Raw genomic sequence first — 17,836 nt, forward strand, 5'->3', positions numbered from 1 at the left:
CCTGAATGTCCGCGGGCGTATACGACGCCCGCACTCGGCCGTGGCCGGGTGGCCGCCTGGCGGCGACCTGAAGACTGTGCGCGCGACGGGCCTTCTCGGATCATCGCACGAGAGCCATTATGTCACGGCGGCGCTGCGAACGCCCAGAACGACCGCCGTGCCGTCCGCCCCCAGGGTCGTCGCAAGCGAGCCGGAGTAGGATCTGCGGCATGAGCACCCTCACGCGCGCGACGCCGCGATCCCTCGCCTTCGCGATCTTCACCACCGTCGCCGGAGCCATCGGCTGGTTCGCCTCGTTCGAGCTGCTCACCGAGTACGTCAAGACGCTGAAGGACCCCTCGTACATCCCGAACTGCGCGGTCAGCGTGCTCGTCACCTGCGGCCCGAACATGGACTCCTGGCAGGGATCGATCCTCGGGTTCAGCAATACGATCATCGGTGTGGCGGCGTTCACCGCCCCGATCTTCGTCGGCGTCTCGCTGCTGGCCGGCGTCCGCTTCCCGAACTGGTTCTGGACCGTCTACCGGCTCGGCCTCGGAGCGGGCTTCGTCTTCATCTGCTGGCTCGCCTACCAGAGCGTGTTCTCGCTCGGCACCCTCTGCCCGTGGTGCATGGTCGTCTGGACCGTGATGATCCCGCTGTTCTGGTTCACCCTCTTCGCCCCGCCCGAGCACTGGTCGGCGAACGGCTCGGGATCCGCCCGCGGCGCGCGCGCGACGCTGCACTCCTGGATGTGGGTCGTGGTGCTGGTCTGCTACCTGCTGATCGCGTTCATCGCCCAACTGCAGCTGAACTGGCTCGCGGAGTTCTCGCGCGCCTGAGCGACCTCCCTCACCCTCCGGTGAGGCGCCGCCACAGCGCGTCCGTCTGGCCGATCGTGTGCGCCTCGCTCCCCGAGGTGTCGATGACCGTGTCCGCGATCGCTCTGCGCTCCTCGTCGCCCGCCTGATTGGCTATGCGCCCGCGCGCGTCGGCCTCCGACATGCCTCGCAGTTCCACCATGCGGCGCACGCGCTGCTCGGCGGGCGCCTCCGCCACGACCACGTGGTCCCAGTCGTACGCGCGGCCCGCCTCGACGAGCAGCGGCACCTCGTAGACCACGATCGCGTCGGGATCCCTCACGGCGATCTCGGCCACCCGCTCGCCGAAGAGCCGGTGCACCTCGGGATGCACGATCTCGTTGAGCGCCGTGAGCGCTCCCGCGTCGGCGAAGACGCGGGAGCCGAGGGCCGCACGGTCGAGCGAGCCGTCCGAGCGCAGCACGTCTGCGCCGAAGCGCTCGCGCACGGCGGCGAGCCCAGGCGAGCCGGGCGCGACGGCCTCGCGCGCGAGCACGTCCGCGTCGATGCGCACGGCGCCCAGTTCCTCGAGGCGGCGTCCGATGGTCGACTTGCCCGAGGCGATACCCCCTGTGAGACCGATGAGCTGCATGCCAGCCACCATAGCGGTCTCTCCCACGGCGCCGCGAGAACGCCGAAGGCCCGGCCCCCGGAAACGGGGAGCCGGGCCTTCGGGCTGCGCGACGGTCAGCCGGGGTCAGTTGCCCTCGAGCTGCGCCTTCAGCGCTGCGAGCGCCTCGTCATCGGCGAGAGCACCGGTCGAGTTCGAGTCGCTCGAGAAGCTCGACGACGCGTTGTCGGCGGCCGGAGCGGCAGCGGCCTCGGCGATCGAAGCGGCGACCTGCTTCTTGTGAGCCTCCCAGCGCTCCTGGGCAGCGGCGTACTCCTGCTCCCACTTCTCGCGCTGAGCCTCGAAGCCTTCCTTCCACTCCTGGGTCTCGGGATCGAAGCCCTCGGGGTACTTGTACTCGCCGTTCTCGTCGTACTCCGTGGTCATGCCGTACAGAGCCGGGTCGAACTCGGTGCCCTCGGGATCCACGCCCTCGTTGGCCTGCTTGAGGCTGAGCGAGATGCGGCGACGCTCGAGGTCGATGTCGATGATCTTGACGAAGACCTGCTGGCCGGCCTGGACGACCTGCTCTGCGAGCTCGACGTGCTGATCCGACAGCTCCGAGATGTGCACCAGGCCCTCGATGCCGTCCGCGACGCGCACGAACGCGCCGAAGGGGACGAGCTTGGTGACGACGCCCGGGGCGATCTGGCCGATCGCATGGGTGCGGGCGAAGACCTGCCAGGGATCCTCCTGCGTGGCCTTGAGCGACAGCGAGACGCGCTCGCGGTCGAGCTCGACGGAGAGCACCTCGACGGTGACCTCCTGGCCGACCTCGACGACGTCGGAGGCGTGCTCGATGTGCTTCCACGACAGCTCGGAGACGTGCACGAGGCCGTCCACGCCGCCCAGGTCGACGAACGCGCCGAAGTTGACGATCGACGAGATGACGCCCTTGCGCACCTGGCCGGGCTTGAGCTCGGCGAGGAACGACGAGCGAGTCGCCGACTGGGTCTCCTCGAGCAGCGCGCGGCGCGAGAGCACCACGTTGTTGCGGTTCTTGTCGAGCTCGAGGATCTTCGCCTCGATCTCCTGGCCCAGGTAGGGGGTCAGGTCGCGCACGCGGCGCAGCTCGATGAGCGAGGCGGGGAGGAAGCCGCGGAGCCCGATGTCGACGATCAGGCCGCCCTTGACGACCTCGATGACGGTGCCGGTGACGACACCCTCGTTCTCCTTGATCTTCTCCACGTCGCCCCAGGCGCGCTCGTACTGGGCGCGCTTCTTGGACAGGATCAGGCGGCCTTCCTTGTCCTCCTTCTGGAGCACGAGCGCCTCGACGGGATCGCCGACCTGAACGACCTCGTCGGGGTTCACGTCGTGCTTGATGGACAGCTCGCGCGAGGGGATGACACCCTCGGTCTTGTAACCGACGTCGAGGAGCACCTCGTCGCGGTCGATCTTCACCACGGTGCCCTCGATGAGGTCGCCGTCGTTGAAGAACTTCAGGGTCGATTCGACCGCTGCAAGGAAGTCGTCGGCAGAGCCGATGTCGTTAACTGCGACCTGCTTGCTCTCGGTCGTTGCGTTCGTCATGAAATTGGTCTCCAGAATGGACAGGATATTCAGGCGGATGCGCGCCGAAAACCGGCCGCTTCCCGGTGGGGGGAAGCACGAGACGCACCCACATGCGGACATAGTTGGGTCGCCACAGAAGTGACACTCCACCTTATCGTGCAGACACGCCCGGGATCAAGCGGACTTCGAACCCGGCGCGTCTGCATGGGGCGCCCCTCCCCGCACCCAGGGAGGAGATCCGCATCCACGCGGGCGCATTCGCAGACCTTCTCCTCCTTCGAGAGCGATCTCCTCATCCAGCGTGGCTACCGAGCGCGCCGACAGCGAGCCGAGTCATCCACATGTTGCGCGAACCGCCCCCGTCGCGGTGCCGCAGCCTGCACTATCGAGGTATGCGTATGATCCAACTGCTGCGCAGATCCGAAGGGATCCTGCACGTCCGTCACCTCCGCGCCGCCGGATTCACCCCGCATGGAATCCGCGCGGCGCTCTCCGTCGGGGCCGCGATCAGGCCTCAGCGCGGATGGATCGCGCACGGTCTCCCCACGCCCACCCGCCGACCACCGCAAAGTCCATTGGGGAAAGCCTGTCCGGCTGCGCGAGCCGCTGACGCTGCTCGACTCCCTATCCTGCAGGCCGCGACTCCGTTCTCGGACTCGGGGCTCGAGAGCTATGTCGCGACGCGCCTCCGGGCGCTCCGGTTGCACTTCGTCGCGCAGGCCTACCTCCACGAGCATCGACGCGACTTCCTGATCGAAGGATGGCTGGTTCTGGAGATCGACGGAGCGACGCACACCGGCCGACAGCGCGACCTCGACAACGCGCAGGACTGGGCGCTGTCGATCAACGGGCTCGACAGGATCCGCGTCGGATATCACCAGGTGTTCGCGTGCTGGCCGGACGTCCAGGCCGCGATCATGCAGCTGCTCTCGCAGGGCCGGCCCGTCACCCTGGCAGGAGATCGTTCCCCAATCAGGAGCGGATATAAGAAAAGACCCGCGTGAACCACGATCTCCTGCCTGGATGCGTCACAGTGCCCGACCGCTGCGCGAGGACCTCTGTCTAGTGCGCGGCGGCGTTCCAGTTCGCGCCGTGGCCGACCTGCACCTCGAGCGGCACCGACAGTTCGGCCGCACCGGCCATCTCCTCGCGCACGATCGCCTCGAGCGCATCCCACTCCCCCTCGGCGACCTCGAACATGAGCTCGTCGTGGATCTGCAGCAGCATGCGCGAGGCGAGACCCGCCTCGCGCACCCGACGCTCGACGGCGATCATCGCACGCTTGATGATGTCGGCCGCCGACCCCTGGATGGGCGAGTTGAGCGCAGCACGCTCGGCGTTCTCGCGCAGAATGCGGTTCGGACTCGCGAGGTCCGGGAACGGCCTGCGACGTCCGAAGATCGTCTCGGTGAAGGTGTCGCGCTTCGCCTGGTCCACGACGGATCGCAGATAGTCGCGCACGCCGCCGAAGCGCTCGAAGTAGTCGACCATCAGCTGCTTCGCCTCCGCACTGCTGATGCCGAGTTGCTTCGAGAGTCCGAATGCCGAGAGCCCGTATGCGAGGCCGTAGGACATGGCCTTCACCTTGGAGCGCATCTCGTTCGTGACCTCCTCGGGGGGCACGCCGAAGATGCGGGCGCCGACGAAGCGGTGCAGGTCCTCGCCCTCGTTGAACGCCTGGATCAGTCCCTCGTCGCCCGAGAGGTGCGCCATGATGCGCATCTCGATCTGCGAGTAGTCGGCCGTCATGAGCGTCTCGAACTCGGGGGCGTGGATGAAGCCCTCGCGAATGCGACGGCCCTCCTCAGAGCGCACCGGGATGTTCTGGAGGTTCGGATCGGTCGATGCGAGACGGCCCGTGCTCGCCCCCGTCTGCACGAACGTCGTGTGAATGCGGCCGTCCTCGCGCACCGCCTTGATGAGCGTCTCGACCATCTGCCGCAGCTTGTTGGCGTCTCTGTGCGCGAGCAGCGCGCCGAGGAAGGGATGCGGGCTCTTGACCTGCAGCTCGGCGAGCGCCGCGGCATCGGTGGTGTACCCGCTCTTGGTCTTGCGGGTCTTCGGCATGTCGAGCTGCTCGAACAGCACCTCCTGCAGCTGCTTCGGCGAGGAGAGGTTGACCTCCCGGCCGATGGCATCGAACGCCTGCTGCTGGAGCTCCCCGACTCGCGTCGTCAGCTCGGCGTCGTGCGCCTCGAGCAGCGGCAGATCGATCTGCACGCCGCGCTCCTCGAGGGCCGCGAGCACCGGCACGAGCGGGAGCTCGATGTCGCGGTAGATCTCGATGGTGCGCGACTGGAAGCGCTCGACGGCGGAGGCGTGCGCACGCACGACGTACCAGGCGAGCGCGGCCGCATCCGAGACGCTCGACTCGTCGGGCACGAGCTGGTTCGGATCGCCCTCAGGCACCTGCTCGCCCAGGAAGCGGAAGACGGCCTCGGCGATGCTCTTCTCCGCCGTCGAAGGGCGCAGCAGCCAGGATGCGAGCAGCAGGTCGCCCGCGATGCCGCCGATCGCGGCGCCCGCGCGCCGGGCCGCACCGATCTGCTGCTTCGCGTCGAAGAACACCTTCGGCGCATCGGAGGCGAGCCACTGCTCGAACAGCGCGTAGTCGCGGCCGCCCGGCTGCCAGTGGATCAGCACCGAGGCCTCGGGCGTGGCGACGCCGACCTCGAAGCCGTCCCCCGCCTCGATGATGCGCACCGCCGGCCGGTCGGCCTTCGCCAGCCAGTCGCCGAGCTCCTCGTCGAGCAGCAGCTTCGCCTCGGGCTTCTCCGGCACGAGCTCGGCGGCGGGTGCCGCTCCCCCGACCGGGACCTCCGCTCCTGCGAGCTTGCCGACCCGCTGCAGCAGGGTGCGGAACTCGAGCTTCGCGAACACCTGCTGCACGGCCGCCATGTCGATCTCGCCGCGCTTCAAGTCGTCGAGCTCGACGTCGAGCTCGACATCGCGCACGAGGCGGTTGAGCCTGCGGTTGCGCTCGGCGAGGTGGGCGTTCTCGCGCAGGCTCTCGCCGACCTTGCCGCCGATCTCGTCCTGCCGCCGCAGGATCTCCTCGAGCGAACCGAACTGCTTGATCCACTTGACCGCGGTCTTCTCGCCGACGCGCGGAATGCCGGGCAGGTTGTCGCTCGTCTCCCCGACGAGCGCGGCGATCTCGGGGTACTGCTCCGGTCGGATGCCGTAGCGCTCCATGACCTTCTCGGCGTCGTAGCGGGTGAGCTCGCTCACCCCCTGCTTCGAGGGGTAGAGCAGCGTGATCCGATCGTCGACGAGCTGGATCGTGTCGCGGTCCCCGCTCACCACGAGCACGCGGTACCCGGCCTCCGCTCCGCGCGTCGCGAGGGTCGCGAGGATGTCGTCCGCCTCGTAGTTCTCCTTCTCGAGGGTGCGGATGCCCATCGCGTGCAACGCCTCCTGCAGCAGGGGCACCTGCCCCTTGAACTCAGGAGGGGTCTCGCCGCGCGTGCCCTTGTATTCCGGGTACTCCTCGGTGCGGAAGGAGTGGCGCGAGATGTCGAACGCCACGGCCAGCGCGTCGGGACGCTCATTGCCGAGCAGGTTGATGAGCATCGCGATGAAGCCGTGGATCGCGTTCGTATGCTGCCCGGTCTGCGTCTGGAAACTGTCGACGGGCAGCGCGTAGAAGGCGCGGAACGCCAGCGAGTGGCCGTCGATGATCATGAGAGTAGGCTGAGGCGTATTCAACACACGCCAAGCCTATAAGTCGGCACCGACATTCACGAGGTCCGATCCGGCTCCGCGAGGCGCGCGCCTCAGAAAGGCCCCAGACACCGATGACCGAGCAGCCGACCACGCAGCCCGACCAGTCAGCACCGATGGAGCGTTCCGAGGAGGGCCTCGAGTATCTCCGGCGGCGCGGCCTCGGCGCGCTCGCCGATCGCATGGGCATCGAGTTCATCGAGTTCACTCGGGAGCGGGCGGTCGCCACCATGCCGGTCGAGGGGAACACCCAGCCCATCGGCCTGCTGCACGGCGGCGCCTACGTGGTGCTCGGCGAGTCGCTCGGGTCGATGCACGCCAATCTCGTCGCCCCCGAAGGCTTCGTCGGCGTGGGAGTCGACATCAATGCGACGCACACGGGATCGGCCGTCGAAGGGATCGTGACCGGCGTCTGCACCCCCATCAAGCTCGGGCGCAGTCTCGCCGTCCACGAGATCGTCATCTCGGATGAGCGCGGGCGACGGTGCTCGACGGTGCGGATCACGAACTTCTACAAGCCGATCGCCTGAGAGCGGAGCCGTCCGTCCGAGACGACGGCCCCGGCCTGAAGGCGCAGCAGCCCACCCGAAAGCGGAAGAAGCGCCCCCGGCCGAGAGCCGGGGGCGCTTCCGCGTCGATCCTGGGTGGTCAGTCCTTCTTGGGACCGAGCTGGTCGATGATGGTCTTCGCGACGTCCTGCATGGTGAGGCGGCGATCCATGGACGCCTTCTGGATCCAGCGGAACGCCTCGGGCTCGGAGAGGCCCATCTTGTCGTTGAGGATGCCCTTCGCACGGTCGACGAGCTTGCGGGTCTCGAAGCGCTCGGCGAGATCGGCGACCTCGTTCTCGAGGGTTTGGATCTGCTGGAAGCGCGACAGCGCGATCTCGATGGCGGGCAGCAGATCGGCCGGGGTGAAGGGCTTCACCACGTAGGCCAGCGCGCCGGCCTCGGTGGCGCGCTCGACGAGCTCCCGCTGGCTGAAGGCCGTGAGCAGCACGACCGGGGCGATGTGCTCCTTGTTGATGCGCTCCGCGGCCGAGATGCCGTCGAGCTGCGGCATCTTCACGTCCATCACGACGAGGTCGGGGCGCAACTCCTCCACCAGCTTCACGGCCGTCTCTCCGTCGCCGGCCTCGCCGACCACGTCGAAGCCGTTGTCACGAAGCGTCTCGACGATGTCGAGACGGATCAGGGATTCGTCCTCCGCGACGACGACGCGACGCGGTGCGCTCGATGCAGTGCTCTGGTCATTCACGTCTGCCAGTCTACGGCATCGCCCCTGAGTGACGCCGCGCACGGCGGGTCGCGCAGGTTCGTCCCGCCAATACCCGCCGAGACCGCGCCGATACTGCGCTAGTGTGGTCTCTGGTCGCGCCGACGTGCGGGGCCGCCGCAGTTTCGACACGCCGGATTGGTGGAATTGGCAGACACGGCGCACTCAAAATGCGCTGCCGAAAGGTGTGCGGGTTCGAGTCCCGCATCCGGCACCGACTTCGTACCGCACGTTCGCGCCGCACAACGCATGCGGGACTCGAACCCTCCGGGTTCGGAGCCGCCGTGTGCGCCTCCGCGAAGATCGCGCCGAGCTGCCGCTCGTCGCCTCAGATCTTCGCGCGCATCCGGCACCGACTTCGTACCGCACGTTCGCGCCGCACAACGCATGCGGGACTCGAACCCTCCGGGTTCGGAGCCGCCGTGCGCGGCTCCCGGATCCCTCGCCTACTCGCCCCCGAGCCCGCCGGAGAGTCGCGAGTGCAGTGCCCGGGTCACCGCGTTCATCCCGACGAGCTCGACCGTCTTGCCTCGCCGCTCGTAGCGCGTCGTGATCGCGTCGAGCGCCGCGACCGAGGATGCGTCCCAGACGTGCGAGGCCGACAGGTCGATCACGACCCGCTCGGGGTCATCGGCGTACTCGAACAGCGTGGTGAGATCGTTGCTCGACGCGAAGAAGAGCTCGCCCGTCACCGTGTAGCGCGCCGTGCGCACGCCGAACGTCTCGGTGAGCTCGCGCTCGACCGACACGAGGTGCGCGACACGACGCACGAACAGCACCGACGCCACGAGCACGCCGCCGATCACGCCGATCGCGAGATTGTGGGTGAGCACGACGACGAGCACGGTCGCAACCATCACGAACGTCTCGCTCCTCGGCATGCGCCTGAGCGTCGCCGGCGCGATGCTGTGCCAGTCGAACGCCGCCACCGAGACCATGATCATCACGGCGACGAGCGCCGCCATCGGGATCGTGCCGACGATATCACCGAGCACCACGACGAGCACCAGCAGGAAGACGCCGGCGAGGAAGGTCGACACGCGGCTCCGCGCGCCGGATACCTTCACGTTCATCATGGTCTGACCGATGACCGCGCAGCCGCCCATGCCGCCGAGGAAGCCGGACAGGATATTGGCGACGCCCTGCCCCCACGACTCCCGCGTCTTGTCCGAGCGCGTGTCGGTGATCTCGTCGACGAGCTTGGCCGTGAGCAGCGACTCCATGAGGCCGACGACGGCCACGGCAAGCGCGTAGGGGGCGATGATCGCGAACGTCTCCCACGTCGGCGGCACCTGCGGCACGAACAACGAGGGCAGGCTGCGAGGCAGCTCGCCCTGATCGCCGACGGAGGGCACCGAGAGCGCGAAGACCGCCGTCGCGGCGGTGATCACGATGACGGAGACGAGCGGAGCGGGCACGGCCGTCGTGATCCGGGGCATGATCACGATGATCAGAATGCCCGCTGCGACGAGCGGGTAGACGAGCCACGGCACGCCGATCAGGTGCGGCAGCTGCGCCATGAACACGAGGATCGCGAGCGAGTTCACGAAGCCGACCATGACGCTGCGCGGGATGAACCGCATCAGCTTCGCGACCCCGAGCGCTCCGAGCACGATCTGGAAGACACCCGCCAGGATGATCGTCGCGATCAGGTAGTCGAGGCCGTAGCTCGGAGCGACGGGCGCCACGACGAGCGCCACAGCGCCGGTCGCCGCGGTGATCATCGCGGGCCGACCGCCCAGGAAGGCGATGGACACCGCCATCACGAACGACGAGAACAGGCCGACCTTCGGGTCGACGCCCGCGATGATCGAGAACGAGATCGCCTCGGGGATCAGCGCGAGGCCGACCACAAGGCCCGCGAGAGCCTCCCGCGTGAGCAGCCGAGGCGACCTCAGCACCGCGAGCACCGAGGGGTTCTCGGTGTGTCGCCCACGGTGCCGGGACGTCACCGCGGTGCCGGTCATCGATTCATCGAGGGATCGCGCCCGCCCGGCTCACGCCGAGAAGTGCTTGCGCGGCCCCGCGCCGGGCAGCTGGCCCGTCGCCTCGCCCATGCGGTGGATGCGCAGCGTGTTCGTCGTGCCGACGATCCCGGGAGGCGAGCCGGCGATGATGAGCACCTTGTCGCCGATCTCGGCGCGCCCGGTGGGCAGGAGTACCTTGTCGACCTGCGCGAACATCTCATCGGTGGACCCGACGCGCTCGACCTCGTAGCTGTCGGCGCCCCAGGTGAGCTCCATCTTGCGACGGATCTCGTAGCTCGGCGTGAAGCCGAGGATCGGGATGGGCTTGCGCAGCCGCGACATGCGGCGCACGGTGTCGCCCGACTCGGTGAACACGCAGATGAACTTGGCGTCGACGAAGTCCGCGACCTCGGCGGCGGCGAGGGTGAGCGCGCCGCCCTGCGTGCGCGGCTTGGTGCCGAGCGGGTCGATGCGCTCGAGGGCGTGCTCCTCGGTGGCCTCGATGATGCGGGCCATGGTCTCGACGGTCTGCACCGGGAAGGCGCCCACGCTGGTCTCGCCCGAGAGCATGACGGCATCCGCGCCGTCGAGGATGGCGTTGGCGCAGTCGGAGGCCTCGGCGCGGGTCGGGCGCGGGTTCTCGATCATCGACTCGAGCACCTGGGTCGCCACGATGACGGGCTTCGCGTTGCGGCGGGCGAGAGCGACGGCCTCGGTCTGCACGAGCGGCACGCGCTCGAGGGGCAGCTCGACGCCGAGGTCACCGCGGGCGACCATGATGCCGTCGAAGGCGTCGACGATGCCCTCGAGGTTCTCGACGGCCTGCGGCTTCTCGATCTTGGCGATGACGGGGAGCTTCACGCCCTCCTCCGCCATGATCTCGTGCACGCGGGTGATGTCGGCGGCGTCGCGCACGAAAGAGAGCGCGATGTAATCGACGCCGAGCTGCAGAGCCCAGCGCAGATCCTCCTCGTCCTTGTGCGAGAGGGCGGGCACGTTGACCGCCACGCCGGGCAGATTGATGCCCTTGTTGTTCGACACGGCACCGGGGATCTCCACGACCGTGTGCACGGTGTCCTCGGTGACGCTGACGGCGCGCAGTCCGACCTTGCCGTCGTCGATGAGCAGCGGATCGCCCGCCTGCACATCGCCCGGCAGCCCCTTGTAGGTGGTGCTGCAGATGCTGCGGTCGCCGACGATGTCGCGCGTGGTGATCGCGAACTCGTCGCCCTCGGCCAGCTCGTACGGGCCGCCCTCGAACTTGCCGAGTCGGATCTTCGGACCCTGCAGGTCGGCGAGCACCGCGATCGGACGTCCGACCTCCTCCTCGGCCCGGCGGATGTTGCGGTAGATCCCCTCGTGCACGTTGTAGGTGCCGTGGGACATGTTCAGGCGGGCGACGTTCACCCCCGCGCGGATGAGTTCGAGGGTGTGGTCATAGCTGGAGACGGCGGGCCCCCAGGTGGCGACGATCTTCGCGTGGCGCATGTGCTCTCCTCGAAGGGTTGGGACGGGTTCAGTTCTGGGCGGACGCCGCGGCGGGCGAAGCGTCCGCCTGCTCGACGGGCGACTGCTCGGCCGCGTTCCGCGCATCGCCGCGGTCGATCACGTGGTGGAACTGCTCGGGATCGTCGGTGTCGGCGAGCACGGCGTCGGCCGGGTTGCGACGACCCGGCAGGTAGACGTCGAGCTCGATCCCGGTGTGGCGGCGGTGCTGCACGATGATGATCACGAGCCCGGCGACGATAGCGAGCAGCGCCGCGATGACGTTGGTCTTGAGCCCCAGGAACTGCAGGCTCGGGTCGACGCGCAGCGACTCGGTCACGCTGCGGCCGAGGCCGTACCAGATGAGGTAGAGCCCGAAGAAGGCGCCCCAGCGGGGTCGCAGGCGGCGCTCGACCGCGAGCAGCACGACGACGCCGAGCAGGTTCCAGAGCGACTCGTAGAGGAAGGTCGGGTGGAAGAGCGTGTCGGCGGGCAGGCCGATGGGGAAGGCCGGGTTGTCGGCCTCGATCTCAAGGCCCCACGGGAGCGTGGTCGGGCCGCCGAAGAGCTCGTGATTGAACCAGTTGCCGAGGCGGCCGACGGCCTGCGCGACGAGCAGGCCGGGCACGAGCGCGTCTGCGAACGACCAGAAGCGGATGCCGGTGATGCGGGAGGCGATCAGCACGCCGAGACCGCCGCCGATGAGCGCACCGAAGATCGCGATGCCGCCGTTCCAGAACGCGAAGATCTCGAGCGGGTTGCGGCCCTCTCCGAAGTAGTCGCTCCAGTGCGTCACCACGTGGTAGACGCGGGCGCCGATGATGCCGAGCACGAGCGCCCACACGATGAAGTCGAGCGTGGCACCGCGTTCGCCGCCGCGGCGGGCCAGGCGGCTCGCCGTCCAGATGCCCGCCAGCACGATGCCGACGATGATGCAGAGGGCGTAGATGTAGATCCGCAACGGCCCGATCTGGAAGAACTGGATGTCGGGACTCGGAATACTCAACGGGAGAATCATTCACTCCTCTTTCGCCGGCGGCGCTGCCGCTGGAAACTGCTGGGCGTGCCGCTCACGCGACGGACGGATCAATCCTAGCCTGCGCGGCTCAACGCGCCGTACCGGCTGCGACGGTGCGAACGGTCTCCGCGAGGCCGGGCACTCCGCCGTCGCGCAGCGCGCGCACGAAGGCGGTGCCGACGATCGCGCCGTCGGCGTAGTCGAGCGCCGCCGACACCTGCTCGGCGGTCGAGAGGCCGATGCCGACGCATGCGATCACCGGCCCCTGCTCGCGCAGACGGGCGGTGAGGGATCGGGCGGCCGCGTCGAGTTCGCGGCGCTCGCCCGTGATGCCCATCGTCGAGACGGTGTAGACGAACCCCGTGGCCGCTTCGACGACCAGTTTCAACCGCTCATCGCTCGAACTCGGCGCCGCGAGGAAGATGCGGTCGAGGCCGAAGCGCTCGCTGACCTCGATCCACTCCGCGGCGGCGTCGGGGGTGATGTCGGGCGTGATGAGGCCGGCACCGCCGGCCTCGGCGAGCTCGCGCGCGAAGCGCTCAACGCCGTACTGCATCACGGGGTTCCAGTAGGTCATCACGAGGACCGGGGTGTCGACGGCCTCGCTGACGCGGCGCACCGCCTCGATGACGTGGCGCACCCGGAAACCGCCCGCGAGGGCGGCCTGAGTGGCCTCCTGGATCACGACGCCGTCCATGACGGGGTCGGAGTAGGGCAGACCGAGCTCGAGCACGTCGGCCCCGCTGCGGGCCATCGCGATCGCCGCCTCGACGCTCGTGTCGAGGTCGGGGAACCCGACGGGGAGGTACCCGATCAGGGCGCCCTTCCGCTTTTCGCCGGCCGCCCGGATCGCCTCGGCCACTCGCGACTGCTGCGCGCTCATCCCTCGACTCCCGTCTCGGTCTCGTCGAGCAGACCGAAGTAGCGGCCCGCCGTCGCCATGTCCTTGTCGCCGCGGCCCGACAGGCTCACCGCGATGATGCCCTCGGGTCCGAGTTCCCTGCCGATGCGGAGCGCGCCTGCGAGCGCATGCGCCGATTCGATGGCCGGGATGATGCCCTCGGTGCGGCTGAGCAGCCGCAGCGCCTGCATGGCCTCGTCGTCGGTCGCAGGAATGTACTCGGCGCGGCCGATGTCGGCGAGCCAGGAGTGCTCGGGCCCCACGCCCGGATAGTCGAGCCCGGCCGAGATCGAGTGCGATTCGATGGTCTGGCCGTCCTCGTCCTGCAGCACGTAGGTCTTCGAGCCGTGCAGGATTCCCGGCCGGCCCCGCTCGATCGAGGCGGCGTGACGCCCGGTGTCGACGCCGTCTCCCGCGGCCTCGACGCCGTAGAGCCTCACCTCGGCGTCGTCGAGGAAGGCGTCGAACATGCCGATGGCGTTGGAGCCGCCGCCGACGCACGCAACCACCGCGTCGGGAAGCCTGCCCGCCTTCTCGAGCAGTTGGGCGCGCGCCTCCTCCGAGATGATCTTCTGGAAGTCGCGCACCATCGCGGGGAAGGGGTGGGGGCCGGCAGCAGTGCCGAAGATGTAGTTCGTGCGCTCGACGCTCGCCACCCAGTCGCGGTAGGCCTCGTTGATCGCGTCCTTGAGCGTGCGCGAGCCGGTCTTGACCGGGATCACCTCGGCGCCGAGCAGACGCATGCGGGCCACGTTGAGCGCCTGGCGCTCCGTGTCGACCTCGCCCATGTAGACGGTGCACTCGAGCCCGAACAGGGCGGCCGCGGTCGCCGTGGCGACGCCGTGCTGGCCCGCGCCGGTCTCGGCGATCACCCGCGTCTTGCCGAGGCGCTTCGTGAGCAGCGCCTGGCCGAGCACGTTGTTGATCTTGTGGGAGCCGGTGTGGTTGAGGTCTTCCCGCTTCAGGAAGATCCTGGCTCCGCCGGCGTGCTCGGCGAAGCGCGGCACCTCGGTGATCGGCGACGGGCGGCCTGCGTAATCGCGCAGCAGCCCGTCGAGTTCGGCGAGGAAGGCCGGGTCGTTCTTGGCCTCGTCGTAGGCGAGCGTGAGCTCGTCGATGGCCGCGATGAGCGATTCGGGCATGTACCTGCCGCCGAAGTCGCCGAAGAACGGGCCGTGCTGCTCTCTGAGTCGCACTGTCATATCACGCACCTCCGTGGTGATCGTGGTGATTCAGACGCTCAGGTAGGAAGCGAGCGTCGCGATGGGATCGTTGGTCACGAGGGCCTCGCCGACGAGCACCGCGTCGGCGCCCGCCTCGCGGTAGCGCTCCACGTCCGTCACGTCGAGCACGGCCGACTCCGCGACGCGGATGACACCGGCTGGGATCTGATCCGCGACGCGCCCGAAGAGCTCGCGATCGAGTTCGAAGGTGCTCAGGTTGCGGGCGTTCACGCCGATGAGCTCGGCCCCGAGGTCGACGGCGCGCGCGACCTCCTCGGCCGAGTGCGCCTCGACGAGCGGCGTCATGCCGAGCTCGCGGATCTTCGCGTAGAGGCGTGCCAGCGTCTCCTGCGGCAGGGCGGCCACGATGAGGAGTACCAGGTCGGCGCCCGCAGCCCGGGCCTCGAGCACCTGGTACTCGTCGCCGATGAAGTCCTTGCGGAGCACGGGGATGCTCACGGCCTTGCGCACGGCTTCGAGATCCGCGAGGGATCCCTTGAACTTGCGCTGTTCGGTGAGCACGCTCACGACGCTCGCGCCTCCGGCCTCGTACTGGGCCGCGAGCGCCTGGGGCTCGGGGATCTCGGCGAGGTCGCCGCGCGACGGGCTCGCGCGTTTGACCTCGGCGATCACCTTCATGTGGTCGGCGGGCGCGAGCGCCTCGAGCGCGTCGAGCGCGGCGGGACGCGCGAGGGCCTCCGCCTCTACGACGGCGTACGGTCTCTGCTCTCTGCGGGCCATCGCGTCTTCGAGCGATCCCGCAAGCAGTTGCTCCAGCACCCTAGTCGTGCGACTTGGAGGCGTAGCGGGGGCCGTTCACCCCGAAGCCGGCCTTCGCGAGAACCCAGCCGAGCAGCAGGCCCACCACGACGATGCCCGCGCAGATCCACACCATGGTCGCCATGTGCAGGAAGAAGAAGACGGTTCCGGCTGCGATGCCGAGCAGCATCACCACCACCGCGGTCCATGCCGCGGGCGAATCGCCGTGACCGGGGTCTCCGTGCTGGGTACTCATGAATCTCCTCTGAACAGATTTGAATGGAACCAGCCTACCGGATATCGGCGGTCGGATCGTCGCCCCGCCGGTCGTTTGTGGAAACGCGCCAGCGTTTCGCGGCCACGCCCCCGCGAGCGGTTCAGGACGATTCAATCCGACGCAGTCGGATCGCCGCCTTCGGACAGCGCGTCCCAGTCGGAGATGCGGTCGGGCCCGCCCCCCGCGGTCTCCGCGCGCGCCGCGGCATCGTACTTGCGGCCTCCGGCGGTCCAGCGCGCGGCGGTGACGACGACGGTCGCGCCCAGCACGAGGGCGAGCGCTCCCGCCGCGACGCTGACGTAGGCCCACACCGCGGTCTGGTGCCAGGTGACGGCCGCGCCCCCGTTCGCGCCGGTGATGCCCGTGAGCTCGGTCACGCGCCCGGAGAGCGCGGCGACCGGGTTCGCGAGCACCCCGATCGAGAGGGCAGCGGCTCCGACGCCGAGCAGCGCGACGAGCGCGCCGAGCACGCGTCGGAAGACCGGCCCGGCGATCGTGAGCGCGAGCGCGGCGGCCACGATCGCGATCGACACCGGGGAGAGCGCCGCGTTGACGTCGTGCCCCGTCACCGTCTCGAGGGAGTGCGTGCCCTCGAGCATGAACGAGATCCAGGTCTGCGAGCCGGCGAGCAGCCCGGCCGCGCCCGCGATGGCGATGCCGCCGAGCGCGACCGGCTTGATCCTCATGCTCGGACGCTCTCGATGTCGCGCAGCGTGTTCGCGATGGCCACGGCGCGCAGCGGAGCGGCGGCCTTGCTGCGGCACTCCGCGTCCTCGGTCTCCGGCACCGAGTCGGCGACGATACCTGCGCCCGCCTGGATCATCGCGACCCCGTCCTTGATCGTGGCGGTGCGGATCGCGATCGCGAGGTCGGCGGCGCCGCCGAGGCCGAAATAGCCTACGACTCCCCCGTAGACGCCACGCCGCACCGGTTCGAGCTCGTCGATGATCTCGAGCGCGCGGGGCTTGGGCGCGCCCGAGAGCGTGCCGGCCGGGAAGGTGGCGCGGAAGACGTCCACGGGATTGCACTCGCTCCGCGCCTGTCCCTCGACCGACGACACGATGTGCATGATGTGGCTGAAGCGCTCGATGCTCATGAACTCGGTGACCTCGACCGAGTGCGGCTCGCACACGCGCAGCAGGTCGTTGCGCGCGAGGTCGACGAGCATGAGGTGCTCGGCGCGCTCCTTCTCGTCGGCGAGCAGTTCGCGCTCGTGCTGCTGGTCCTCCTCGACGGTTGCGCCGCGCGGCCTGGAGCCGGCGATCGGGTGGGTCATGACGTGGCCCGACTCCTGCACGGTGACGAGCGCCTCCGGGCTCGATCCCACGACCGCGAAGGCGGCCCCGTCGGCGTCCTCGAGCTGCAGCAGGTAGAGGTAGGGGCTCGGGTTCAGATGCCGCAGCACGCGGTAGACGTCGAGCGGGTCGGCGGTGCACGCCTGGTCGAAGCGCTGCGACGGCACGACCTGGAAGATGTCGCCGTCGACGATGTGGCGCTTCGCGATGTCGACGGCCGCCATGAACTCGGCCGAGGAGGTGAGGCGCACGGGGTCGGGTTGCGCGCCGCGGTCCAGGGACCCGAGCGGCGACGGCGCCGGGGCCGCGAGCGCGGCCTGCAGCGCATCGAGCCTGGCCTGCGCGTCGGCCCACTGCGCGTCCGGGTCGCCCGCGTCATCGCAGAGCACGTTGGCGAGCAGCACCACCGTGCCCTCGCGATGGTCGATCACGACCAGCTCGGAGACGAAGCTGAGCCCCTGCGCCGGCAGGCCGGGGCCCGCGGACGGAGCGTTCTCGAGACGCTCGAACTGACGCACGGTCTCCCAGCCGAGGTAGCCGACGAACCCGCTCGCGAGCGGCGGCAGCCCGGCGACCTGCGGGGAGCGCCAGCGCTCGTAGACCGCGCGCAGCGCTTCGACCGGCGCGAGGTGCGACACTCCGCCGGGCAGCAGGCGCTCCTCCGGGATGCCCCCCTCGGCGGGCGCCCAGTGGGCGCGGCCGCCCCGCTCGCCGAGCACGCCGAAGCTCCCCGCGCCGACGAAGCTGAAGCGCGTCCACACGCCCCCCTGCTCCGCCGACTCGAGCAGGAAGGTGCCGGGACGGGAGCCCGCCGCCTTGCGGTAGATGCCCACCGGAGTGTCGGCGTCGGCGAAGACCTCGCGGCACACGGGGACAACGGCTTGGGTGGTACGCGCGGCGTCGAAGTCGGCGCGCGAGGTCGTCAGTGTCACCGCTCCAGCCTACCGCG

General features: G+C 69.3%; 16 protein-coding genes and 1 tRNA gene. 4 read left to right on the plus strand and 13 right to left on the minus strand.

Annotated elements, in window-relative coordinates:
* Positions 1–209 precede the first annotated feature (209 nt).
* Positions 210–821, plus strand: coding sequence for a vitamin K epoxide reductase family protein (locus J4H91_RS07570; protein ID WP_208045657.1), 612 nt, complete (start codon positions 210–212; stop codon positions 819–821).
* 10 nt (positions 822–831) lie between these two features.
* On the opposite strand, the gene coaE is transcribed toward J4H91_RS07570, so the two are convergent.
* Complete coding sequence (coaE, locus tag J4H91_RS07575; protein ID WP_208045658.1) at positions 832–1,431, minus strand: dephospho-CoA kinase; 600 nt, start codon at positions 1,429–1,431, stop codon at positions 832–834.
* 105 nt (positions 1,432–1,536) lie between these two features.
* Entirely contained in the window at positions 1,537–2,982 is a 1,446-nt protein-coding gene (gene rpsA / locus J4H91_RS07580) for a 30S ribosomal protein S1 (RefSeq protein ID WP_208045659.1), read from the minus strand.
* 683 nt (positions 2,983–3,665) lie between these two features.
* Between rpsA and J4H91_RS07585 the strand changes: the two genes are divergently transcribed.
* Positions 3,666–3,968 carry a hypothetical protein gene (locus tag J4H91_RS07585; protein WP_208045660.1) on the plus strand — a complete coding sequence of 101 codons (303 nt, stop codon included), beginning with the start codon at positions 3,666–3,668 and terminating at the stop codon, positions 3,966–3,968.
* Positions 3,969–4,026: 58 nt separating this feature from the next.
* On the opposite strand, the gene polA is transcribed toward J4H91_RS07585, so the two are convergent.
* Positions 4,027–6,648: a DNA polymerase I gene (gene polA / locus J4H91_RS07590; protein ID WP_208045661.1), complete on the minus strand. Its 2,622-nt coding sequence runs from the start codon at positions 6,646–6,648 to the stop codon at positions 4,027–4,029.
* A gap of 155 nt (positions 6,649–6,803) precedes the next feature.
* On the opposite strand from polA, the gene J4H91_RS07595 reads away from it, so the two are divergent.
* Positions 6,804–7,217 carry a hotdog fold thioesterase gene (locus tag J4H91_RS07595; RefSeq protein WP_208045744.1) on the plus strand — a complete coding sequence of 138 codons (414 nt, stop codon included), beginning with the start codon at positions 6,804–6,806 and terminating at the stop codon, positions 7,215–7,217.
* A gap of 118 nt (positions 7,218–7,335) precedes the next feature.
* Here the strand turns inward: J4H91_RS07595 and J4H91_RS07600 are convergent, their stop codons facing one another.
* Positions 7,336–7,944, minus strand: coding sequence for a response regulator (locus J4H91_RS07600; RefSeq protein ID WP_208045662.1), 609 nt, complete (start codon positions 7,942–7,944; stop codon positions 7,336–7,338).
* Positions 7,945–8,094: 150 nt separating this feature from the next.
* Here J4H91_RS07600 and J4H91_RS07605 point away from each other — a divergent pair.
* Positions 8,095–8,176 (plus strand) — tRNA-Leu (locus J4H91_RS07605).
* A gap of 232 nt (positions 8,177–8,408) precedes the next feature.
* Here J4H91_RS07605 and J4H91_RS07610 read toward each other — a convergent pair.
* The 9 genes from J4H91_RS07610 to J4H91_RS07650 form a co-directional block, all read right to left on the minus strand.
* Positions 8,409–9,929, minus strand: a complete 1,521-nt coding sequence (locus J4H91_RS07610) for a SulP family inorganic anion transporter (protein WP_208045663.1) — start codon at positions 9,927–9,929, stop codon at positions 8,409–8,411.
* Positions 9,930–9,959: 30 nt separating this feature from the next.
* The gene (pyk, locus tag J4H91_RS07615) at positions 9,960–11,417 is read right to left on the minus strand and encodes a pyruvate kinase (RefSeq protein WP_208045664.1); all 1,458 of its coding nucleotides are present in this window, start codon (positions 11,415–11,417) and stop codon (positions 9,960–9,962) included.
* 28 nt (positions 11,418–11,445) lie between these two features.
* Positions 11,446–12,432, minus strand: coding sequence for a prolipoprotein diacylglyceryl transferase (gene lgt / locus J4H91_RS07620; protein WP_208045665.1), 987 nt, complete (start codon positions 12,430–12,432; stop codon positions 11,446–11,448).
* A gap of 88 nt (positions 12,433–12,520) precedes the next feature.
* Positions 12,521–13,315: a tryptophan synthase subunit alpha gene (gene trpA, locus J4H91_RS07625; RefSeq protein WP_208045666.1), complete on the minus strand. Its 795-nt coding sequence runs from the start codon at positions 13,313–13,315 to the stop codon at positions 12,521–12,523.
* Positions 13,312–14,535: a tryptophan synthase subunit beta gene (gene trpB / locus J4H91_RS07630; protein WP_208045667.1), complete on the minus strand. Its 1,224-nt coding sequence runs from the start codon at positions 14,533–14,535 to the stop codon at positions 13,312–13,314. Before trpB ends, trpA begins: the two co-directional genes overlap by 4 nt.
* 30 nt (positions 14,536–14,565) lie before the next feature.
* Positions 14,566–15,336: an indole-3-glycerol phosphate synthase TrpC gene (gene trpC / locus J4H91_RS07635; protein WP_208045668.1), complete on the minus strand. Its 771-nt coding sequence runs from the start codon at positions 15,334–15,336 to the stop codon at positions 14,566–14,568.
* 1 nt (position 15,337) lies between these two features.
* Positions 15,338–15,571 carry a DUF6704 family protein gene (locus J4H91_RS07640; RefSeq protein WP_208045669.1) on the minus strand — a complete coding sequence of 78 codons (234 nt, stop codon included), beginning with the start codon at positions 15,569–15,571 and terminating at the stop codon, positions 15,338–15,340.
* A gap of 131 nt (positions 15,572–15,702) precedes the next feature.
* A complete protein-coding gene (locus J4H91_RS07645; protein ID WP_208045670.1) occupies positions 15,703–16,278 on the minus strand; it encodes a Trp biosynthesis-associated membrane protein in 576 nt (191 codons plus the stop codon).
* Positions 16,275–17,819, minus strand: a complete 1,545-nt coding sequence (locus tag J4H91_RS07650; protein WP_208045671.1) for an anthranilate synthase component I — start codon at positions 17,817–17,819, stop codon at positions 16,275–16,277. Before J4H91_RS07650 ends, J4H91_RS07645 begins: the two co-directional genes overlap by 4 nt.
* Positions 17,820–17,836: the final 17 nt, after the last annotated feature.

Origin of the sequence: Leucobacter ruminantium (assembly GCF_017565705.1) — a bacterium.
GTDB classification, from domain to species: domain Bacteria; phylum Actinomycetota; class Actinomycetes; order Actinomycetales; family Microbacteriaceae; genus Leucobacter; species Leucobacter ruminantium.

What these genes read in the sequence shown, in the direction of transcription:
- J4H91_RS07570 (WP_208045657.1), top strand. Translation starts at nt 210, where the DNA reads ATGAGCACCCTCACGCGCGCGACGCCGCGATCCCTCGCCTTCGCGATC.
- coaE (WP_208045658.1), bottom strand. Translation starts at nt 1,431, where the DNA reads ATGCAGCTCATCGGTCTCACAGGGGGTATCGCCTCGGGCAAGTCGACC.
- rpsA (WP_208045659.1), bottom strand. Translation starts at nt 2,982, where the DNA reads ATGACGAACGCAACGACCGAGAGCAAGCAGGTCGCAGTTAACGACATC.
- polA (WP_208045661.1), bottom strand. Translation starts at nt 6,648, where the DNA reads ATGATCATCGACGGCCACTCGCTGGCGTTCCGCGCCTTCTACGCGCTG.
- J4H91_RS07595 (WP_208045744.1), top strand. Translation starts at nt 6,804, where the DNA reads ATGGAGCGTTCCGAGGAGGGCCTCGAGTATCTCCGGCGGCGCGGCCTC.
- J4H91_RS07610 (WP_208045663.1), bottom strand. Translation starts at nt 9,929, where the DNA reads ATGACCGGCACCGCGGTGACGTCCCGGCACCGTGGGCGACACACCGAG.
- pyk (WP_208045664.1), bottom strand. Translation starts at nt 11,417, where the DNA reads ATGCGCCACGCGAAGATCGTCGCCACCTGGGGGCCCGCCGTCTCCAGC.
- lgt (WP_208045665.1), bottom strand. Translation starts at nt 12,432, where the DNA reads ATGATTCTCCCGTTGAGTATTCCGAGTCCCGACATCCAGTTCTTCCAG.
- trpA (WP_208045666.1), bottom strand. Translation starts at nt 13,315, where the DNA reads ATGAGCGCGCAGCAGTCGCGAGTGGCCGAGGCGATCCGGGCGGCCGGC.
- trpB (WP_208045667.1), bottom strand. Translation starts at nt 14,535, where the DNA reads ATGACAGTGCGACTCAGAGAGCAGCACGGCCCGTTCTTCGGCGACTTC.
- J4H91_RS07640 (WP_208045669.1), bottom strand. Translation starts at nt 15,571, where the DNA reads ATGAGTACCCAGCACGGAGACCCCGGTCACGGCGATTCGCCCGCGGCA.
- J4H91_RS07645 (WP_208045670.1), bottom strand. Translation starts at nt 16,278, where the DNA reads ATGAGGATCAAGCCGGTCGCGCTCGGCGGCATCGCCATCGCGGGCGCG.